This window comes from Pseudomonas sp. NPDC090203, assembly GCF_044746765.1.
Classification (GTDB): Bacteria; Pseudomonadota; Gammaproteobacteria; order Pseudomonadales; family Pseudomonadaceae; genus Aquipseudomonas; species Aquipseudomonas putida_AD.
Genome location: NZ_JBIVCV010000013.1, coordinates 115,118 through 135,854, shown reverse-complemented (window position 1 = coordinate 135,854; position 20,737 = coordinate 115,118). Strand labels below are relative to the sequence as shown.

General features: G+C 58.8%; 19 protein-coding genes. 6 read left to right on the top strand and 13 right to left on the bottom strand.

What is annotated here, in order from left to right:
* Nucleotides 1–12: 12 nt before the first annotated feature.
* The 9 genes from ACIPO9_RS21795 to ACIPO9_RS21755 all read right to left on the bottom strand — a co-directional run bounded on the left by ACIPO9_RS21795 (nucleotide 13) and on the right by ACIPO9_RS21755 (nucleotide 11,235).
* Nucleotides 13–429 (bottom strand): Ohr family peroxiredoxin, encoded by a 417-nt coding sequence (locus tag ACIPO9_RS21795; RefSeq protein WP_400783429.1) that lies wholly within the window; start codon nucleotides 427–429, stop codon nucleotides 13–15.
* A gap of 26 nt (nucleotides 430–455) precedes the next feature.
* Nucleotides 456–842: a sigma factor gene (locus ACIPO9_RS21790; RefSeq protein WP_400783426.1), complete on the bottom strand. Its 387-nt coding sequence runs from the start codon at nucleotides 840–842 to the stop codon at nucleotides 456–458.
* Nucleotides 843–1,237: 395 nt separating this feature from the next.
* Nucleotides 1,238–3,757 (bottom strand): ATP-dependent helicase HrpB, encoded by a 2,520-nt coding sequence (hrpB, locus tag ACIPO9_RS21785; RefSeq protein WP_400783424.1) that lies wholly within the window; start codon nucleotides 3,755–3,757, stop codon nucleotides 1,238–1,240.
* Between the two features lie 193 nt (nucleotides 3,758–3,950).
* Nucleotides 3,951–4,355 carry a RidA family protein gene (locus ACIPO9_RS21780; protein WP_400783421.1) on the bottom strand — a complete coding sequence of 135 codons (405 nt, stop codon included), beginning with the start codon at nucleotides 4,353–4,355 and terminating at the stop codon, nucleotides 3,951–3,953.
* Nucleotides 4,356–4,436: 81 nt separating this feature from the next.
* Nucleotides 4,437–6,281, bottom strand: a complete 1,845-nt coding sequence (locus ACIPO9_RS21775) for a dipeptide ABC transporter ATP-binding protein (RefSeq protein ID WP_400783418.1) — start codon at nucleotides 6,279–6,281, stop codon at nucleotides 4,437–4,439.
* Nucleotides 6,282–6,292: 11 nt separating this feature from the next.
* Nucleotides 6,293–7,798: an argininosuccinate lyase gene (argH, locus tag ACIPO9_RS21770; RefSeq protein ID WP_400783416.1), complete on the bottom strand. Its 1,506-nt coding sequence runs from the start codon at nucleotides 7,796–7,798 to the stop codon at nucleotides 6,293–6,295.
* A gap of 5 nt (nucleotides 7,799–7,803) precedes the next feature.
* Nucleotides 7,804–9,447 carry an ABC transporter substrate-binding protein gene (locus ACIPO9_RS21765; RefSeq protein WP_400783414.1) on the bottom strand — a complete coding sequence of 548 codons (1,644 nt, stop codon included), beginning with the start codon at nucleotides 9,445–9,447 and terminating at the stop codon, nucleotides 7,804–7,806.
* Nucleotides 9,444–10,307 carry an ABC transporter permease gene (locus ACIPO9_RS21760; protein WP_274135423.1) on the bottom strand — a complete coding sequence of 288 codons (864 nt, stop codon included), beginning with the start codon at nucleotides 10,305–10,307 and terminating at the stop codon, nucleotides 9,444–9,446. The genes ACIPO9_RS21765 and ACIPO9_RS21760 overlap by 4 nt, the downstream gene beginning before the upstream one ends.
* A gap of 7 nt (nucleotides 10,308–10,314) precedes the next feature.
* A complete protein-coding gene (locus tag ACIPO9_RS21755; protein WP_400783411.1) occupies nucleotides 10,315–11,235 on the bottom strand; it encodes an ABC transporter permease in 921 nt (306 codons plus the stop codon).
* Between the two features lie 189 nt (nucleotides 11,236–11,424).
* Between ACIPO9_RS21755 and ACIPO9_RS21750 the strand changes: the two genes are divergently transcribed.
* The 3 genes from ACIPO9_RS21750 (at nucleotide 11,425) to ACIPO9_RS21740 (ending at nucleotide 13,904) form a co-directional block, all read left to right on the top strand.
* Complete coding sequence (locus tag ACIPO9_RS21750; RefSeq protein WP_274135421.1) at nucleotides 11,425–12,348, top strand: LysR substrate-binding domain-containing protein; 924 nt, start codon at nucleotides 11,425–11,427, stop codon at nucleotides 12,346–12,348.
* Nucleotides 12,349–12,542: 194 nt separating this feature from the next.
* The gene (locus tag ACIPO9_RS21745; protein WP_274135420.1) at nucleotides 12,543–12,968 is read left to right on the top strand and encodes a polyribonucleotide nucleotidyltransferase; all 426 of its coding nucleotides are present in this window, start codon (nucleotides 12,543–12,545) and stop codon (nucleotides 12,966–12,968) included.
* A gap of 30 nt (nucleotides 12,969–12,998) precedes the next feature.
* Nucleotides 12,999–13,904, top strand: a complete 906-nt coding sequence (locus tag ACIPO9_RS21740; protein ID WP_400783408.1) for a cation diffusion facilitator family transporter — start codon at nucleotides 12,999–13,001, stop codon at nucleotides 13,902–13,904.
* Between the two features lie 131 nt (nucleotides 13,905–14,035).
* On the opposite strand, the gene ACIPO9_RS21735 is transcribed toward ACIPO9_RS21740, so the two are convergent.
* Nucleotides 14,036–14,866 carry a DUF6515 family protein gene (locus tag ACIPO9_RS21735; RefSeq protein ID WP_337993904.1) on the bottom strand — a complete coding sequence of 277 codons (831 nt, stop codon included), beginning with the start codon at nucleotides 14,864–14,866 and terminating at the stop codon, nucleotides 14,036–14,038.
* On the opposite strand from ACIPO9_RS21735, the gene ACIPO9_RS21730 reads away from it, so the two are divergent.
* From ACIPO9_RS21730 to ACIPO9_RS21720, 3 genes are all read left to right on the top strand, one after another.
* Nucleotides 14,804–15,376, top strand: a complete 573-nt coding sequence (locus tag ACIPO9_RS21730; protein ID WP_400783407.1) for a hypothetical protein — start codon at nucleotides 14,804–14,806, stop codon at nucleotides 15,374–15,376. The two genes, ACIPO9_RS21735 and ACIPO9_RS21730, sit on opposite strands and share 63 nt — an antisense overlap.
* Nucleotides 15,377–15,747: 371 nt before the next feature.
* Nucleotides 15,748–16,227, top strand: a complete 480-nt coding sequence (locus tag ACIPO9_RS21725; RefSeq protein WP_274135417.1) for an Lrp/AsnC family transcriptional regulator — start codon at nucleotides 15,748–15,750, stop codon at nucleotides 16,225–16,227.
* Nucleotides 16,228–16,278: 51 nt separating this feature from the next.
* Nucleotides 16,279–16,485, top strand: a complete 207-nt coding sequence (locus tag ACIPO9_RS21720) for a DUF2788 domain-containing protein (protein WP_400609109.1) — start codon at nucleotides 16,279–16,281, stop codon at nucleotides 16,483–16,485.
* A 120-nt stretch (nucleotides 16,486–16,605) separates the two neighbouring features.
* On the opposite strand, the gene ACIPO9_RS21715 is transcribed toward ACIPO9_RS21720, so the two are convergent.
* The 3 genes from ACIPO9_RS21715 to ACIPO9_RS21705 form a co-directional block, all read right to left on the bottom strand.
* Entirely contained in the window at nucleotides 16,606–17,172 is a 567-nt protein-coding gene (locus ACIPO9_RS21715) for a pseudouridine synthase (protein WP_274135449.1), read from the bottom strand.
* A 123-nt stretch (nucleotides 17,173–17,295) separates the two neighbouring features.
* Entirely contained in the window at nucleotides 17,296–18,792 is a 1,497-nt protein-coding gene (gene amn / locus ACIPO9_RS21710) for an AMP nucleosidase (protein ID WP_400783509.1), read from the bottom strand.
* A gap of 164 nt (nucleotides 18,793–18,956) precedes the next feature.
* On the bottom strand, nucleotides 18,957–20,606 hold the full coding sequence (locus ACIPO9_RS21705) for an acyl-CoA dehydrogenase family protein (protein ID WP_400783405.1): 1,650 nt from the start codon (nucleotides 20,604–20,606) through the stop codon (nucleotides 18,957–18,959).
* Nucleotides 20,607–20,737 lie beyond the last annotated feature (131 nt).

The window sequence follows — 20,737 nt, the reverse complement described above, 5'->3', positions numbered from 1 at the left end:
CCGCGAAGCGAATCAAACCAGGGTGACGGCCAGATCCAGCCCGTCGCGCATGGCCTTGGAGTACGGGCAGTTCTGCCGCGCAGCTTCGATCAGCTCGTTTGCCACCTCGCCTTCAAGACCCGGCAAGGACACCGCCAACCGTGCACGCAGGAAAAAACCCTGCTCGCCATGCACCAGATCGACCTGGGCATCGACCGCCGTTTCGGCTGGAAAACCGATCCTGCGGGCATTGCACCCATGGCGCAGCGCACCGATGAAACTGGCCGACCAGCCAATGGCGAATAACTGTTCGGGGTTGGTTCCGGTGCCTGGAGCCCCCGGTGGCGAGAGTTTCAGATCGAGCCGGCCATCGTGACTGCGGCCTTCACCATCACGGCCACCGGTGGTGTAGGTGTGGCCGGTGTAGAGAATCTTTTCAATACTGATCATTGGAGGGTCCGACAGGAACAGGCAGTTCAGACTGCGCGCAGGATCTTGCGCGGGGCACAGGTGGCAAGGGCGAGCGAAGCATCCACAGGATGGGCATCGTTGCGGTGCAGATAATCACGCAAGGTGCTGCGGGCGACCTCGATCAGCCAGGCACGGAACGGGTGCGCGGCGTCGTAGCTCTGGCGATGCCGGCAAAGCGCCGCAAACGCCTGATGCACCAGCGCTTCGAGGTCCTCCCGCCGCGCCCGGCCGGCCTGGACCTGCCCCTCATAAAACGCCGTGAGCAACGGCGCGACCGCGATGAACAACCGCTGCGTGTTGCCCTGACCGCCCATGACGATCAACGCGCTCAACTCATCATTGCTCGGCCTTGCGCCCCCGCACACGCAGCTCTGGCGAATTTCTTCGGACATGATCGGCACTCTCATGATTGGCAACTCGCCATGGCACGTACAGCACCGCTGGGTGCGTTTACGTTGTGGGTGGCGAGGCTACAGAGTGAGGGGCGGGGTTGAATGCTGCCAGTTATCCGGTGTTAGCCCGTGTTAGGCGCGGGGCCGTGGTGCACAGCGCCAGCAACGAGTCATTTAGACACATCGCGTGTGTCTGTTTACTGCCGCTTTGCGGCAGATCGCGGGCAAGCGCGCTCCTACGCCCTTCGGGCAGTGGCGATCCGCGCGAGCCTGCCCGATCCGCTTTTGATTCTGCCGAAGGCGTAGGAGCGCGCTTGCCCGCGATCTGGCGCGCAGCGGCAGTAAGACCGGACACCCCGGCTGATCCAGACACCCCGCATGCATCACAACCCCAACTACGTCCCCCTTGGCTTCGCCCGCGCAGTCGGCTGCGCCACCAACGGATCATCCGGCCAGTAATGCTTGGGATACCGCCCCTTCAAATCCTTCTTCACCTCCTGATAGGTGTTCTTCCAGAAACTCGCCAGATCCTGGGTCACCTGCACCGGCCTGCGCGCCGGAGACAGCAAATGCAGTTTGACGATCTGCCGGCCACCGGCGATGCGCGGGGTGTCGGCCAGGCCGAAGAGTTCCTGCAGGCGCACCGCCAGGATCGGCGGATGTTCGCTGTAGTCCAGGCGCACTGAAGAACCGGACGGCACGCTCAGGTGATGTGGCGCCTGTTCTTCCAGACGCTGCGGCAGCGGCCAGGGCAGCAGGTTATGCAGGATCGAGGACAGGTCGAGGTTGGCGAAATGACTCAGCCGAGTGACCTTGCCCAGATAAGGCAGCAGCCAGTGCTCCAGTTGATCGAGCAGCGCCGCATTGCCCACATCGGGCCAATCGCTGGCGCCGCTCTTTTCCAGGTCCAGCCCGCGCAGCAGCGCTACCCGTGCCTGCCACTGACGCAACTCCGGCGTCCACGGCAAAAGCTCCAGCCCCTTGCGCCGCACCAGCGCCAGCAATGCCTGCCCACGGGCCGAATCGTCCAGGCCGGTCAGCGGCTCGCGGCTGACGATCAACTCGCCCACCTTGCGCTGGCGCTCGGCACGAAACACCCCTTCACGCTCGTCCCAGTCCAGTTGATCGACCTGGCTGACCTGCTCGGCCAGCACCGAATCGAACAGCGCCGGATCAAAATCCGCCGCCAGATAAATACGCTCTTCACGCTGGCCCTGACGGCTACCCAGATCGGCAATCACCAGCCACGGCTCTTTCATCAGCGCATCGGGTTCGGCGAACAGCGCCGCCCGACCGTTGGCCAGACGATACTCCGCGCCGCCCGCCCGACGTTGCTGGGCGACACGGTCCGGATAAGCCAGCGCCAGCAGCGCCCCCAGCCAACGGGGATGATCGGGATCGGCCACGGCCTGCTTCGGCCCGCCTCGCAAATAACCGCGGTACTGACGGGACAGTTGCCGGGCGCGCTGAACCCCACCGTGGGCGCCACGGCCCGCACGCTCGGTGCCCGCCACCAGCGTCAGGCGGCTGTGCAAGTCAGCGCCCGCGCCTCGCAAGATGTCACGCTCACCCAGCAAGGCGGCGACGTCGCAGGCCATCTCCGCCAAACCCAGGGCCTGGCCTCGCAGCAACAGATGGGCGATGCGAGGATGCGCAGGCAGCTCAGACATGGCTTGGCCGTGGCGGGTCAATTTTTCGCCTTCCAGCGCACCCAGACGCTCAAGTAAGTCGCGCGCCTGTGCGTAAGCGGCAACCGGCGGCATATCAAGCCAGACTAATTGCTCAGGTGACATTCCCCAACGGCTCAGCTGGAGTGACAGGCCGGCAAGGTCAGCCTGGGTAATCTCCGCAGCGCTGAAGGCACTGAGTTGTTCGTGTTGCTCCTGCGACCACAATCGATAACAGGCCCCTGCCTCCAATCGCCCAGCCCGCCCCGCCCGCTGTGTAGCGCTCGCCCGGGAAATACGCTGAGTATCGAGACGGGTCATTCCACTCCGCGGATCGAAGCGGGGTACGCGCTCAAGACCAGCGTCTACGACTACTCTCACACCTTCGATGGTCAGACTGGTTTCGGCGATGTTGGTGGCCAGTACCAACTTGCGTCTGCCTTCAGGCGCGGGATCAATCGCAGCACGCTGTGCACTGAGGTCGAGTTCGCCGTGCAATGGACATAGGAGTATGTCTTTTCGCTCGCCGAGGATATCTGCCAGTTGCTGACTGACTCTTTGAATTTCGGCTTGCCCTGGTAGAAAAACGAGGATGCTACCGCTCTGCTCTTCGAGCGCATCCATACATACCTGGACCACCCTCGGCTCGATGTGCTCACCAGGCTGGTAAGGGCGCCCCCAGAGAGTCGACACGGGGTACATCCTGCCTTCACTCGTGATAATCGGTGCATCTTCCAGCAACTGTGAAAGCCGCTCACCTTCCAGCGTTGCTGACATCACGAGAATCTTCAGGGGCTGCTCATCACGTAGCAATTCACGACCATTGAGAGTGAGTGCCAAAGCAAGATCTGCATCCAGATTTCGCGAGTGGAACTCATCAAAAATAACCAGCCCAACGCCTTCAAGAGCCGGATCATCCTGAAGGCGACGCGCCAAAATTCCTTCAGTGACTACTTCAATCCGAGTGTTTGGACCAATGCGGCTTTCTAGACGAATACGATACCCAACGGTTTCACCGACCTTCTCCCCCAGCTCACTGGCCAGTCTTTCTGCGGCAGCACGGGCAGCTAATCGGCGAGGCTCAAGCATCAGGATGGATTGCTCACCAAGCCACTCTTCACCAAGGACGGCCAATGGAACGCGAGTAGTCTTGCCGGCACCGGGGGGTGCTTGGAGTACAACCTCGCTACGGGCATTTAACGCTTGGAGAAGTGCCGGCATGACGGCGTCGATTGGCAAAGAACTCATAGTGACTCCTGGACAGAATGAGCAGTATAACGGGCGAATGAGTACGACCGATTCAGGAAGTACTGACCGCCAAACCGGCACTGACATACGTCTCGGTGTCTGATCGATGAGGTTGCCTTAATCGTAGAAACGTTTTCCGCCGCGGGCTACGCAAAGAAAAGTCTGGGGCACTGTCGAAAGTGAAAGGCACACTTCACTTTTTTAAAGTTCGCCGCACTGCCACACACTTGATTTCCACCAACAGACCCGGATGCGCCAGCTCACTGACGCCAATACAGGTCCAGGCGCAAAGGCCTCTGGGGAATATCCGATTCTTCACTTCGCGAAACACCGCCATATGCTTCGACATATCCACATGATAAGTGGTCATGTCGACCACGTCCTCGAAGCTGCAGCCGCCAGCGGCCAGCACGCACGCCAGGTTTTCCCAGGCGCTGATGAACTGCTGCTCGGCGTCCCGAATTACTTCCAGATCAGCAGTCCTGCCTACCTGGCCAGCACAGTACAGGGTGTCGCCGATCTTGACTGCGGGGGCGTAACCCGCGCGTTCGACCACGGACTTCATGGCATCTGGAATGATGATTTCACGGTCAGACATTATGGGTCTCCTGAATAGGTGATTGGCGGTGCCTGGCGAGCACAGCGGATTCAATACGGTGGGGCAACATCCTTTGACGAATTACATAAAGCCCGAATTGGCGACGAAGTGACCAGGCCCTACCTCCAGATAGCTGACGTCAGGTGCCTGATAGTCAATGTCATAAATCCTGCTCGGCACGACTTCTTCCATCAGGCTGAACGGTTTCCTGGGGGCGTCCAGATCAGCAGAAGGTACGGCGCCCAATAATTTCTGGGTGTAGGCATGATGCGGATTTTCAAACACTGAGCGACGCGGGCCAATTTCGACGATACGGCCGTGGTACATCACCCCCACCCGATGACTGACCCGCTCAACCACCGCAAGGTCATGGGAGATGAACAGAAATGAAATTCCCAGATCACGCTGCAAATCCTGCATGAGATTGATCACTTGTGCCTGTATGGACACGTCCAGAGCCGACACCGCTTCATCGGCAATGATCAACTTGGGGGATAGCGTCAGCGCGCGAGCGATGCAAATCCGCTGCCGCTGTCCTCCGGAAAACTCGTGTGGATAACGTTGCGCCTGTTCAGCAGACAGCCCAACTCGCTCCAACAGGTTTCGAACTTGCTTGCGCGCTTCGGCGCCACGGGCAATGTCATGTACATACAGCGGCTCTAAAAGACTGTCCTCGATCGTCAGGCGCGGGTTGAGGGATGCATAAGGGTCTTGAAAGACCATTTGAATGTCGCGACGCAGCGTCTTCAAACCACTCTTGTTCAATGACGCAAGGTTTTTACCGCCGAAGACAATATCCCCTCCCTGAATCGGCATCAGACCGGCGATTGCGCGAGCGCTGGTAGATTTGCCACATCCGGATTCACCCACCAGAGCCAGTGTCTCACCTGAGTAAATGTCAAAGTCGATGGCTTCGACGGCATGGACCCGGCGTCTGACCTTTCCGAGAAGACCGCCCTTGAGGTCATATCGAATGGATAACGACTTTACGCTGAGAATGGGTGGGTGGTCGTAGGCAGGAGCAACGTTACTGGCGGTGGCTGATCCCGGTGAGGACTCAGCGGTTTTATCATCGATCAGCGGAAATTTTGCGGGCAAACACGTACCGTGCATAGAGCCAATTCTAGGAACCGCAGCCAGCAATGAACGGGTATAGGGTTGCCGGGGGGACTGCAGAATAGCCTTGGCTGGACCCTGCTCGACGGTCTCGCCTTTTTTCATCACCATCACCTGGTCTGCGACCTCCGCCACAACGCCCATATCATGCGTGATAAAAATCACGCCCATCGCCAGGCTGCTTTGCAGTTCCTTGATGATGCGCAGAATCTGCGCCTGGACTGTTACGTCCAGAGCGGTTGTCGGCTCATCGGCGATCAGCAATGCGGGTTCACAAACCAGTGACATGGCAATCATGACGCGCTGGCGCATCCCGCCAGAAAGCTCATGGGGAAACCTGTTCATGATCTGCTTCGCATCAGGAATGCGCACCAGATCGAGCATGCGTAACGCCTGGGCTTGCGCTTCTGCACGACTGCAATGCTTATGCAGAATAATGGCCTCAGTGAGTTGAGAGCTGATCTTGAAGACCGGGTTCAGCGAGGTCATTGGTTCCTGAAAGATCATCGACATCGACGAACCTCTGAGATGACGCATCACAGACTCGGGAGCCGAGACCAGGTCGATCATTTTGTCGTCCTTGGTTTGCAACTCCATCGACCCTGAGAGAACCCGCCCCCCGGCACGCTTGATCAGGCCCATCATTGCCATTGAAGTCACGGATTTTCCGGAGCCCGACTCGCCTACGATAGCGAGCGTCTGACCACGCATCACCTCGAATGAAACGTCACGTACAACCGGCGACTCGCTCCCCCAGGCGCCGAACCCAATACTCAGATTCTTAACACGAGCTACCAAATTCTGGTTCATGGGAGGCTCCTTCAATCGACAATTTTCGAAATGGCGGCGTCGAGGTCGGCCCGAGACTGGGCGACCTTGCGCCGATGCAGGGCAACCCACTCGCAATCTTGCTGAAGCTCTTTTCGCGCAATCGACAACAACCTCTTGATTTCGTCGGGGCCTACTCCACCCGCAGAGACTCGAGTTTCGACAAACCGACGCGGACTCAACGAATCGCGGACCTGCGCATCCGAGTAATGGAGCGCTGAACCAATAGTTTCCATAGCCGCTTGATCCAGCGCCGCCCCCGTCACCATCCCGGGCGATACACCGGCGAGCAAGCTGTTACGAACCAGACGCGCCACCACGTGGTGAACCTGACGGAACGAGATACCTTTATCTCGAACGATAACGTCGGCCAGATTGCTCGCCGTACACCAACTCCCCGACAAGAGAGCCGACATCCGGTCCTCATGCACGATCAGCGTTTCGATGATCCCAGTGAACAGGTCGAGCATTCCCTCTGTAGTCGCAAGGGCATCGTGTATCAACGGCAAGTCGCGCATTGCCTGATCGCCGGTCCCTTCGGATCTGAAAGTCGCCAACGCCGTGCCAAGCCAGGTAACGGACCCGCCGGCGGCCTTCTTGATCGTTTCCAGACCACTGGGATTTTTCTTCTGCGGAAAGATGCTGCTGGTACCGCAGTAACCGTCGTGGCTCTCTACCGTCCCGAATTCGACACTCGACCAGATGTGCAAATCGGTAGCAAGATCATTCAAATCAGCCATGACAAATGACAGAGCGCCGATCGTCTCTGCCGCGTACCACGCTTCCCTGCCCAGCTTGGAGTTTTCCACAAGACTATCGAACCCCAGCAAATGCGTCGTACGCGCACGATCCAAAGGCCAAGAAGTACCGGCCAGCCCCACGGCTCCCAGAGGATTCCTGTTGACTCTGCTATAGGCCTGCACCAGGCGGCTGAAACTATCGTGCAGCCTTGAAGTGAAACTCAGCAGATAGTGACCAAAAACCCATGGCTGAGCGTGCTGCATATGTGTATAGCCCGGCATGATGGTGCTGGAGTACTGCGCCGCCTTCTGGATCAGAGCCACCTGAAATTCATTGATACGGTCGAGCACGGCAAGAATGCGCTTGCGATCGTAAAGACGACGGACCGTCGCTCCTTGGTCGATACGACTGCGGCCTGTGTGCATTTGCCCTGCCGAATCTTCACCAATTCTGGAGAACAGGTACGATTCAACCTGGAGTAGAAAGCTGCCTTTCTTCACATCGAACGGGAAGTCTGATGGAGACATTGTTCGTATATGCCGCAGCTCCGCCAGGATGGCTTGCCCTACGGATTCAGAAAGGATTTTCTGCTCGACGAGCATGACGGTATGAGCCAGGTCGACTTCAACGAATTCATTGAATTGTCGTTTCTCGGTTTCAAGAGCAGGAATGTCATGGTATTTGACCATGCGCTCGGCAGGAGGGGCACTCAGACGAGCATCGGTCAACAGGGCTTCGTTGGCATTTACATTCGACATTTAAATCACCGGTCAATGAGTTCTACATTCTTGAAATCGATGGTCCCTTCATAATCAATATCAAGACCATTCAAACCTTTGCGCACACCAACAACTTGTTCCTGGTCAAAAAGAGGCAGATTGTCTGCATCCTGCTCCCAAAGGATCTGTTGTATCTGGCCGTAATAAGACATGCGCTTTTTTTCATCCAGCTCACGAGAGGCAAGCTGGAGATAGCTGTCTACATCGGGATTGCTATACCCAGTTAGATTCTGTGCATCTCCCGTGGACAACTTCCGACGCAAGCGGATGTCAGCATCAGAAATGCCCGTGCCAAGCAACCACATATTTGCGTCATTCGTCCCTTTACCTGTTCCTTTTCCGGGCTCAGGGCGGTACAGGTTTTTTTGGTATGTGGCCCATTCCCACACCTTGAATTCGGTCTTGAGCCCTACGGCATTGAGATAACCTTGAACAACTTCGGCGACTTGTCGATCCTTGGTATAACGGCCCGCCGGCGTCCACATGACAATGGTCCCTGGATAACCTCCGGGATAGACTTCATCAATGATTTTCCTCGCGGCTTCAGGATCGTACTTGACCGGAGCGAATGCTTGTCGTGCCTGGGTACCTTCAGGGAATGGACCTGTAGGCACCTTTCCATAGCCAAGCAGAACCTTATTCACCAGTGCCTGACGATCGATTGCCATACTGACTGCACGACGGATACGCGGGTCATCGAAGGGCGGTTTTGTCAGGTTCATCTCAAAGAAGATCTGAAATGTACTTGGCACTCGGATCAACGTGGATTTTTTGAGTAGCGTCAACTCAATCGCGGCTTCGGGCGACAAATTGGCCGCGACGTCAGCATTGTTTGTCCGAAGTTCAATGACTCGAGAAGAATCCTCTCTCACTGGGCGGAATACAATTTTTGAAGGTTTACCGGGTTGCCCATAAAAAGTGGTGTTCTTTTCAAGGACGGCCTGGTCATTGGGTATCCAGCTATCAAAAATGTAGGGCCCAGTACCCACAGGATGATGCCCATAGGTTCGACCGTATTTAGCGACCGCTGCGGGGCTGTTCATTGACGAGGATTCCCTTGCCAGCAATTCCAGCATGGTGGGGGAAGGGTTTTTTGTCGTAATCTGAACCTGATACGGCGACACGACTTCCACCGACAGGATATCCGCATAGAAAGAACGATGCGGAGATCCCAATTCAGGGTTACGAATTCTATCCAGATTGAATTTCACAGCCTCAGCATTGAAATCCGTACCGTCGTGAAATTTAATGCCTTGCTTCAACACGAACGTCCATCGCTTTCCATCTCCTGTTCTAGACCATGACGCTGCCAAATCAGGTACGAAATTTGAGCGATCTTTTCCACCCCAGGCGATCAGCCTGTTGAATACGTGATCAATTACATTATAAGAAGGTACGCTGCGCGAAACGGCAGGGTCCAGCGTATCGATGTCAGAGCCTTGGACAAACGTTATCTGCCCAGCCTCTTTAGCATATACAACAGTCGGCAAACTGGCCGACAGTCCCAGGATGGCTAGAACAGTAAAACTGCGTATGAGTACTGCCCGAAAGTTTAAGCGTCCCATCACATCGTCTCGCTCTATTATTTTGTGGAACTCATCGGCGGTTACCGTCTTGATTTGAATCAAGCGTTTCGCGATTTCGGGTCGATATAATCCCGTAGCGCATCGCCAACAATGTTGAAGCTCAATATGGTCAGGACCAGGGCGCAACCAGGCGCGAGCAAGACATACGGATGGGTAGTCAGTAACGGCCGGGACTCGGCAATCATTGAACCCCACTCCGGCGTTGGCGGCGGTGGGCCAAGCCCCAGGAAGCTCAGCCCGGAACCAATCAGGATGGCTTCAGCCAGCGATACAGTTGCCTGAATAATGACCAGCGAGCCAATGTTGGGCAGAATGTGCACCAGTAACAATCGCAGATCGCCGACACCGATCGATTTCGAGGCGAGTACAAACTCGCGGTTTCTCAGGGCGATCACCGGCCCTGCAAAAAACCGGACATAGATAGGAATGGTCGAGATGGCAATAGCCAGTGTCAGGCTCAGGATGCTGTTTCCCGCCACGGTAATAATCAGAATCGCTACCAACGTCCTGGGGAACGCGATCATGGAATCCATGATCCGCATGACCAGACTGGCAAGGGTACCGTTGTAATACCCGCAAGCTGCGCCTACTGAAACGCCGACCAGCAACGCGATAGCGACACTGGATACTGCTACAGTGAGTGTGATGCGAGCGCCCCACAGGACTCTTCCTAACAAGTCCCGGCCCATTTGATCCGTACCCAGTAAAGAGTCAGTGCCCGGACCGATCAGTGACCTGGAGAGGTTGATTTTTGTCACCGAATCCCAATCAAACAGAAAAGGTGCACATAACGCAGCTGCGATCATTGCCAGGATGACAATGAATGCACCAAGCGCAAACCAACGTTTATTGGATATGAGAAAACCCACAAAGCCCGGCCCGCGCTTTTTCGGCAGATGCATATCAGCCTCAGTTGTAGGTGATGCGAGGATCGAGGATGCCATATACGAGGTCCACCATTAAATTTATGATTACTACCAAGGCTGCAAACACAAGGACAGTGCCCTGGACGACATAAATGTCTCGAGCCATGATTGCATCGATCAGAAAACGCCCCATCCCTGGCCAGGCAAATACGGTTTCGACAATAACGGCCCCTCCCAGGAGTCGGCCAAAATCCATCCCAAATACGGTAACCAGTGGAATGGACGCGTTAGAAAGTGCGTGCTTGATAACGACTTTGTAACCAGGCACACCTTTCGCGTAGGCGGTACGAATGTAATCTTCTTTCAGTACATCCATCATCGTGGATCGAGCCAGCCTCGAAAAAGTTGCAACATACGGCAAGCCCAGAGTCACCGCCGGCAATATCAAGTGCTGCCACCCGCCCCTTCCGGTCGGTGGTAGCCAGCCTAAGCTGGCCGAAAAGATCGACATCAATATAAGGCCAAGAAAAAATCCGGGAACTGATATGCCTAGAACCGCGAAAGTGGTGAGCGAACCATCTAGAAACCCTCGAGGCCTAAGTGCTGCGACAATACCCAATGGAACACCAATGACGACGGCGAGCAGCATCCCGGCAGCGGTCAATTCAATAGTCGCCGGGAGCGTTCTTGCAATGCCTTCAAGCACCGGAGTGAATGTCTGGAACGACTCACCGAAATCGCCGCTGACAATTTTCTTTACATAGATAAAGTATTGAGTAACGAGTGGTTGATCCAGCCCATAGTTTTGCCGTATCTGCGCAACGTCTTCGGCTGTCGCATCAGGTCCCGCAGCCAGTTGAGACGGATCGCCAGGAATAAAATGCATCACCAGGAATACCACGATGGATACTCCGAATAACATTGGTAGCAGGAGTAGTAACCTGCGCAAGGTATAGTTCAGCACGAGTTGTCCTCTTTTTATTTTGCGTCAGCACCGCTTGGCACTATTGCGAAGTCAGGCTGTTCAATAAAACAACGCAAATAGATCATCGCTCTGTCACATGCCTACCGCAAACCGGTAACATGTTGGACGCGCATAACAAAATGTTATACGTTTAGCCAAAGCCTTCTCCCATACCGCTCGAGCGCCACGATGAAGCTGAATCCTCGCCAACTGGAAGCCTTTCGGGCAGTCATGCTCACTGGCAGCATGACCATCGCCGCCGAAGCCCTACAGATAACCCAACCCGCTGTCAGCAGGCTCATACGCGATCTCGAAATCGTACTGTCGCTTCGACTGTTCCGCCGAGAAGGCAATCGCCTTATTCCGGGCGCGGAAGCTCAGCTCCTATACGCCGAAGTCGACAAGTTTTATCAGGGTATCGAACGCATCGAGCGCGTTGCGGAAGACCTGGTAACGCTACGCACAGGCACATTGAGAATTGGCTCAATGAGCACTCTCGGTTTAAGTGTCGTGGCTGAGGGCGTATGTCGTTTCGCCCGAAAACATCCCGATGTCAGAACGTCTCTGGACGTTCGCAACTCGTTGGGCATCATGGAGCTGACGTCGGCGAATCAGATCGATATCGGTTTTGTCCAGGTGCCGTCAGGCGAGTATCCGGGGATTCAGTCGATCCCCCTGCCCCCGATCAATGCCGTCTGTGTAATGCCTTGTGACGATGTATTGGCGAGCAAAGAGGTGGTGACACTTGAAGACTTGAATGATCGCCGTTTGATCTCACTGAACACCAATAATCCGTTACAGCGCCGCATCACTACAGCTATGGAAGCGCGCGGTGTCGTCAGCCAGTCCTGCGTCGAAACCACCGCCGCTCACTCCGCCTGCGGCCTGGTTTCCGGTGGTCTCGGGCTCACCGTCTGCGATCCCTTTACGGCCTCCTACTCGAAATACCCAGGGATTACCTTCAGAAAACTGGATGAAAATATTCCCTTCGAAATTTCTATCGTATTCCCCAGCCACCAGCAACGTTCCAAGCTGGCTTCGGATTTCATGCAGATTATGGAAAACATCTTCAAATCCGAGTTTATGTCCATGATTCCCCGTTCGGCGTATTAAGCGGGTTGCCCGGCCGCACGCAGGACGGCATCAATGGGTAGGGAATTCATGAGGGCTCCAGAAACGGACCGCCGATGATGCGGGCGCACCACGCAGCTTTGTTTGCCGCGACACAGAACCGTCCTACAACTTGGATAGTCTTAATGATTAGGCGTTTGCCTTGTATAGTTGCGACTTCATCTGAGGAGATTTCCATGCGCATTCCTTCGCGTTTGATTGGCACCGTTCTGATCGGCAGCCTGCTGGCTCAACTGACTGCCTGCGGCAGTATTTTCTACCCTGAACGTCGCGGCCAGATTCAAGGCAGCGGCAGGATGGACCCGGCCATCGTGGTGCTCGACGCCATTGGCCTTCTGTTCTACATCATCCCTGGCGTGATCGCGTTCGCGGTGGACTTCGCCACTGGCGCGATCTACCTGCCCGGCGGCAAGCACGCGCAGATCGATCCGCAGAAACTGCAGCCTGCCGTGCGCACTGACGGCACGGTGGACAACGCCAAGCTGCAGGCGATCATCCAGACCGAACTGGGCCGCAGCCTGCCGCTGGACGATCCGCGCCTGATCCAGCACAAGGGCAGCACGCAGCAACTGGCCTCGCTGGGCCTGGTGCCGTCGGCCTGATATTTCGCAGTTGTCACTCAAGGAAGTGCCATGAGCAGCAGCCCTGAACACGCCCGGTTATTGCGTCTGGCGACGCGGGCATCGCTGGCGGTGGCCAGTGTCCTTATCATCGCCAAGGCGGTGGCCTGGTGGCTGAGCGGCTCGGTCAGCCTGCTGGCGGGTCTGACCGATTCGCTGCTCGATGGCGCGGCGTCGTTTCTGAATCTTCTGGCCGTGCACTATGCGCTGCGCCCCGCCGATGACGACCACCGCTACGGCCACGGCAAGGCCGAGGCGTTGTCGGGCATGGCCCAGGCGCTGTTCATTGCGGTCAGTGCCTTTCTGATCGGCTTTCAAGCCATCGAGCGCATCCAGCATCCGCAGGCCTTGAGCGCTCCGGGGCTGGGCATGCTGGTGATGGTGCTGTCGATTGCGCTGACCGTTGGCCTGCTGATGTTGCAGCACAAGGTGGTGAAGGAAACCGGCTCGGCGGCCATTCGCGCCGATTCGCTGCATTACCGTTCGGACTTGCTGCTCAACGTCAGCATCCTGATTGCGCTGGGCCTGGCCTATTTCGGTTACGACCAGCTGGACGCATATTTCGGTTTGGCGATTGCGTTCTACATCCTGTGGAGTGCGATCTCGATTGCCCGGGAAACGGTGTCGGTGCTGATGGATGCCGAGCTTGAGCCGGGCGTCAGCGCTCGCATGCAGGAACTGGCGCAGGCGGTGCCCGGTGTACTCGGCGCCCACGACCTGCGCACCCGGGTGTCGGGCAACCACTGGTTCGTGCAACTGCATCTGGAATTGCCGGGGACGCTGACGCTGTTGGTGGCCCATGATCTGTGCGAGCAGGTGGAACGGGCAATCATGGCCGAATTCCCGAAGGCCGAAGTGCTGGTGCACGCCGATCCTCAGGAAGTGGTGAAGCGGGCCAATAGCCCGGTGCTCAACTGACCCCTGACCGTAGCAGCCCGGCCGGGCGGCGCTCCGCTTGCCGGCGGGAGCGGCGTATCAGACACCTCAATGGTGACTCACATACCGCTCCCGCCGGCAAGCCGTGCTGCTACGGGGGGAGTGCGTTGGCTCTATTGCTGGACGCTGTATCCCCGGCTTGCATAACAGCTGGCCATCGCCTGGCGGTAGATCCCCAGCACTTCCGGCGCCGGCTGATAGGTCGCTGCTGCCGGGTCGAAATTGCTCTGCTGCACCGCATAGCGATAACAGTCGTAGCGATCCTGCTCGACTTGCTGCTGGGTCTGCCCGTTGGCCGGGTAGGCGATCACGTCGTAGGGGTTGTCGGGTTGCTGCGCCGGCTGTGGCAGCGACTCGGGGGTGTAAATCGGTTCCACGCCCTGGGGCGGCTCAGCCACGATGTATTCCTGAGTGCTCTGCTCGTAGGTGTAGTAGGTGCCCGCCGCCACGAAGAACAGCGCGCTGCCCAGCCAGACCTGCTGCGCATAATCGGGCAGGTAGCGCACACGAACGCCACGGGGCGGCGCGACCACGACATAGCGCGGGCCCTGCGGGCGATACCAGTAACCCCCCGAATAGAAGTAGTCATTGCCGCGATACGGAACGCGCGAGTAGCCGCCCGGCATACGATCTATCTGGTAGCCCGGGCGGTAGCGCGGACCTGAACCCCAACCGTCGCCATGAACGCCCGGTGGATGGCCGCCCTGCCAATTGCCGTTGCCTGGGCGATTGTCGCCACCGCGCCACGGGTTGTTGTGATCGTTGGGGTTGTCACGGTAGAAGCCCTGGCGCGGCTGCTGGGTCTGCACCACGGTGTCCGGGCGGCTCTGGATCGGCAGGTTGTTCTGACGGTCCTGCAACTGGCGCTGCTGCAACTGCTGTTGCTGCTGACGTTGCTGTTGCTCAAGCTGCTGCTGGCGCTGGTCCTGCTGGGCCTGATTCATACGCTGCTGGTTGCGCTCGCGTTCCTGCTGCTGGCGCTGTTGATCGAAGCGCTGCTGCTGGTTCTGCTGGATCTGCCGTTGCTGCTGCAACTGCTCTTGCTGGCGTTGTTGCTGGTACTGCTGCTGTTGCTGCTGGCGTTGTTGTTGCTGCTGTTGTTGCTGTTGCTCGCGCTGCTGATTCTGCTGTCTATCCTCATTGAAGCTGCGTTGCTGGTTCTGTTGCTGCTGACGCTGCATGTCGAAACCGTGCTGACGCTGTTCATTGCGCTGTTGTTGCTGCTGATTGTTATCGTCGGCCAACACCTGAGCGCTGACACTCAAGGCCAAAAGACTGACACCTGCCAAACGCCAGATGCGCGTGTTCATGCTTTCCTCACTGCGGCGCGGATACCTGTTAATAGGACTGCATTCTGGGTGCGCCGTTCGCCGCACTCTATCAGCGTCGCCATCGAAACTGTAGGAGCGCGCTTGCCCGCGACGGCGGTGTGTCAGCGAAGCGTGTGTGTCTGAAACAACGCCGTCGCGGGCAAGCGCGCTCCTACGGTCAATGGATAAATCGTGGGCACAAAAAAAGAGGGCTCGATGGCCCTCTCTTGAATGCTTCGTCCTGGCACGACGCTTTTGACGCCGGCTCACCTCGCATCGTCTTCTGGACAGTGCGTAGCCCGGTGGCCTGGTCAACCCTGTTGGGCTGGAGGCCGCGGCTGGCCTGATTCGGCGGGCCGCGCTGGACGCTAATGTCCGGGCAGTGATTCTGGGTAAAAGAATAGGCTTTGGCGCACAGCACAGGATTGCGAATGTTGCTGATGAAAACATCACTTGCGCAATTTTTCACTTCGGATGAATAATTCAGCGCAATAGATACATTAAAGGGACCTAAGATGAGCAAGCTCGACAGATACGACCTGAGCATTCTGGCCGAATTGCAACGTGACGCGCGCATCTCCAATCAGGAGCTGGCCGAACGCATCGGCCTGTCGCCTTCGCCCTGCTCGCGGCGGGTGAAGCAGCTTGAGGATGACGGCTACATCGTGCGCCAGGTGGCCTTGCTTGATCGCAAGAAGCTGGGGCTGAGCCTGACCGCCTATGTGCTGATCGGCATGGACCGGCACACCCCGGACCGCTTCGAGAACTTCGAGCAGCACATCCGCAACCTGCCGCAGGTGCTGGAGTGCAGCCTGGTGACCGGGATCGACGCTGATTATCAGCTAAAAGTCGTGGTCCCGGACATGGACCATTATCAGAAATTCCTGCTGGGCCATTTGACCCGTATCGACGGCGTGACCAGTGTGCGTTCAAGCTTCGTGCTCAACCAGGTGCTGGCCAGCACCGAACTCCCGCTGGTACACCTGCGCAGCTGATCGTCGCTGCGCGCCCTATACTCGCAAGCCCCCGTTTGCAGGAGAAGCCCCATGGAACCCGAGATGTTCGAAGAGTGGATGATGACCATCCTGGTCACCGTGCTGATCGCCTTCATGGGTTTCATCGTCTGGGATTTGGCGAAGAAGTCCAAGGCCGGTCGCTTCGGCACCATGATCCTGTTCGGCGTGCTGGGCCTGGGGGTGCTGGCGTTTGTGATCAAGAGCGTGGTTATTGCTTACATTGAGCAGCATGGCTGATTGACCCAAATACCCCGCTGTAGGAGCGCGCTTGCCCGCGACCGCAGTGGGCCAGTTGGCATCGATGCGTCAGACGCACCGCGGTCGCGGGCAAGCGCGCTCCTACAAGTGGCCAGGCAGCTACAACTTCGCAGGCACTTCCCGCCACTGCCCCTGATCCAGCCCCTCAATGCTCCAGTCGCCAATCCTCACGCGCACCAGCCGCAGCGTCGGCAACCCCACCGCCGCGGTCATGCGCCGCACCTGGCGGTTGCGCCCTTCCTTGATGATCAGCTCCAGCCAGCTGGTCGGCACGCTCTTGCGAAACCGCACGGGCGGGTTGCGCGGCCACAGGTCAGGCTCGTCGAGCTGACGGGCCTGGGCAGGCAGCGTCGGCCCGTCATTCAACTCGACGCCATCGCGCAGTTTTTGCAGCTGTTCCTCACTCGGCTCGCCCTCGACCTGCACCCAGTAGGTTTTCGCCAGTTTGTGCCTGGGGTCGGCGATGCGCGCCTGCAACTGGCCGTCGTTGGTCAGCAGCAACAACCCTTCGCTGTCGCGGTCCAGGCGCCCGGCCGGGTAGATGCCGGGGATCTCGATGAAATCCTTGAGGGTCGCCCGCCCCTCGCCGTCGCTGAACTGGGTCAGCACATCGAACGGTTTGTTGAACAGGATCAGCCGAGGTTCGGCAGGCGGGGCCTTGGCCACACGACGGGATGCGCCTGTGTTGTTCGGCGCGGGTCGACGGGAAACGGGACGTTGATTGCGGGGCATATCGGCTCGAAGCGTGAAAACAGAAAGGGCCACTTTAGTGGCCCTTGCGTCAAACGCCTAGCGGAATGGCGGTTCGTCGAAGCTGCGCAGTTTGCGCGAGTGCAGGGAATTGAGCTGCGTGCGCATCAGGTCCACCGCCGCGATACCGATCTTCAGATGCTGGGTGACCGCGCGTTCATAGAAGGCGTTGGCCGAGCCCGGCAGCTTGATTTCGCTGTGCAGCGGCTTGTCGGATACGCACAGCAAGGTCCCGTAAGGCACTCGCAGGCGGTAGCCTTGAGCGGCGATGGTGCCGCTTTCCATGTCCACGGCCACGGCACGGGACAGGTTGATCAATGGCCGCTCCTGAGCCCAACGCAACTCCCAGTTACGGTCGTCGTAGGTCAGTACGGTGCCGGTGCGCAGGCGTTTTTTCAGATCGTCGCCACGCTCGCCGGTGACTTGCGCCGCCGACTCCTGCAACGCGAGCTGCACTTCGGCCAAAGCCGGGATCGGGATGTTTGGCGGCAATACGCGGTCAAGAATGCCGTCGCGGCGCATGTAGGCGTGGGCCAGCACGTAGTCGCCGATGGTCTGGGACTGACGCAACCCGCCGCAGTGGCCGATCATCAGCCAGCAATGCGGGCGCAGCACGGCCAGGTGGTCGGTGATGTTCTTGGCGTTGGACGGGCCGACGCCGATGTTGACCAGCGTTACACCGTGGCCATCTTCGGCGATCAGGTGATAGGCCGGCATCTGGTAGCGGTGCCAGACCACGCTGGAGACGATGGCCTGCGCCTCGCCGTGATCCATGCTCTTGTCGACGACGACGTTGCCCGGCAGCACCATCTTCACGAAGCGCGGGTCGTCGCGCAGTTTTTCCAGGCCGTGGACGATGAACTGGTCCACATAGCGATGGTAGTTGGTCAGCAGAATCCAGGGCTGCACATGGCGCCAGTCGCTGCCGGTGTAGTGCACCAGGCGGCGCAGCGAGAAATCGACACGGGCGGCGTCGAACAGCGCCAGCGGCAACGGGTCGGTGTTGGCCCAGTCGTACAGGCCGTCGGCGATGCCATCGGTGGCGGCGGACAGGTCGGTGCTGGGGAATACGCGGGCCAGGGTCGCGGCAGTCACGCCGGTGCCCGCCAGTTCATCGCCCTGCTCGACCACGTACGGATACGGGATGTTCTGCTCGCTGACGCCCACTTGCACCGTCACGGTGAAGTCATTCATTAAGGGCACGAGCTGTTCGATCAGGTATTTGCGAAACGCCGCCGGGTGGGTGACGGTGACGCTGTAGGTGCCCGGCAACTGAACCTTGGCGTAGGCGCGGGTGGTCAGCGGCACTTCGCCCTGGCAGTGATAGGTCAGGCGTAATTCGGGGTAGCGGAACAGCAGACGCTCGGCGGCGTCGGGCTCAACGCGGTCTTTCAGGTAACGCTTGAGCGCCTGGCTCAAGGCAGTGGTTGCACGTGCGTGCAGCTCGGCAAGGCGATCGACGGCCTGCTCGGCGGTTTCTACAACAACAAAGGCTTCATTCACGATGTGCATCCTTCTGATCTTGCAAGGTTCCATCTTGCCTGCAACGGCGGGGGAAGGCACGAAATGAGTAATGATGCGCACAATCCATCATGCACTACGCAATCCCTGTAGGAGCGCGCTTGCCCGCGACCGCGGTGCGTCAGCCGACATCAATGGGTCAGACACATCGCAATCGCGGGCAAGCGCGCTCCTACGGTTCACGCAACGCCAGGTGACGAACGCGCCACCAGCGCCTCGACATCCACCCCGCGCGGCAGCGCGCCGTACACCCGGCCGGGATGTTCCAGGCGGCCTGCGATGAAGCCGTCGCTGACCGCCGCATTCCCCGCCTCCAGCAACAGCTTGGCCTGAAGACCGACCGCAATGTCCTCGGTCAGTTGCCGGGCGCGGTACTGGATGTCGCTGGTGTCCTTAAATGCGGCCTTCAACCGGTCGATGTGCGCCGCCAGACGCCTGTCGCCATGGCCATCTCCCAACTCATCGAACAGGGCATCGAGCACACCGGGCTCCTTGGACAGGGCGCGCAACACGTCCAGGCACTGCACGTTGCCCGAGCCCTCCCACGTCGAGTTGACCGGCGCCTCGCGATAGAGGCGCGGCAGAATCGTGTCCTCGACGTAACCCGCGCCGCCCATGCACTCAGCGGCCTCGTTGATCATTGCCGGCGCGCGCTTGCAGATCCAGTACTTGCCCACCGCCGTGACCAGCCGCGCAAACCGCGCTTCATGGGAATCGTCCAGCCGCTCCAGCGAGCGCCCCATGCGCAGACTCAACGCCAGCGCCGCTTCACTTTCAAGTGCCAGGTCAGCCAACACGTTTTGCATCAAAGGCTGCTGGCTGAGCACACGTCCGCCCACACTTCGATGGGCACAATGATGGGCTGCCTGGGTCAGGGCCTGGCGCATCAGGGCGCTGGATCCGGTCATGCAGTCAAAGCGGGTCATTGCCACCATTTCGATGATGGTCGGCACGCCGCGCCCTTCCTCGCCCACCATCCACGCCAGCGCGCCACGGAACTCCACTTCGCTCGAGGCGTTGCTCCAGTTGCCCAGTTTGTTCTTCAGGCGCTGTATGTAGAACTCGTTGCGGGTGTCGTCCGGGCGATGGCGAGGCAGCAGAAAACAGGTCAGACCCTTGTCGGTCTGGGCCAGGGTCAGGAAGGCATCGCACATCGGCGCCGAACAGAACCACTTGTGGCCCACCAGTTCATAGGCCTGGCCCGGGCCCGGCTGGCCGACCGGATAAGCGCGGGTGGTATTGGCCCGCACATCGGTGCCGCCCTGTTTTTCGGTCATGGCCATGCCGATGGTGACGCCAGCCTTGTGGGCGATGCCGACGTTGCGCGGGTCGTATTCGGTGGCGAGGACTTTCGGCAGCCAGGTCTGCGCCAGGTCCGGCTGCAACCTGAGGGCCGGCACGCTGGCGAAGGTCATGGTCAGCGGGCAACCGCTGCCCGCCTCGGCCTGGCTGTGCAGGTAGCTCATGGCGGCGCGAGCGACGTGGGCGCCTTCGCGGGGGTCGGTCCAGGGCAGCGACGGAATGCCGTGCTCGACGGCCGTCTGCATCAGTTGGTGATAGGCGGGATGAAACTCCACCAGGTCGATGCGATGACCGTAGCGATCATGGCTGGCGAACACCGGTTTGTTCTGGTTGGCGAGAAAGCCGGCCTCCATCAGCGGGCCACCGGCCAACGCGCCATAGGCGTCGATCCGCGCCTGCGCCCACCCGGCACCGAAGCGCTGCGACCACTCCTGCAACGGCAGGTCGATGCGGTAGAGATTGGCGCCATCCAGCGACGGCGGCTGGTTGGTGACTTCGTGGGTCTCGGCGAACTGATGCAGGTTCATGAGGCGGCTCCGGTCGGCAGTCAAGCACCAGTGAAGCACGCACCCTGCGCCTGACAAAGTGCCGTAGGCGACTAAATGACGGCGGATTTGCCCTCTTTTGCCGAACCCGGACCGATCGCCTGTAGGAGCGC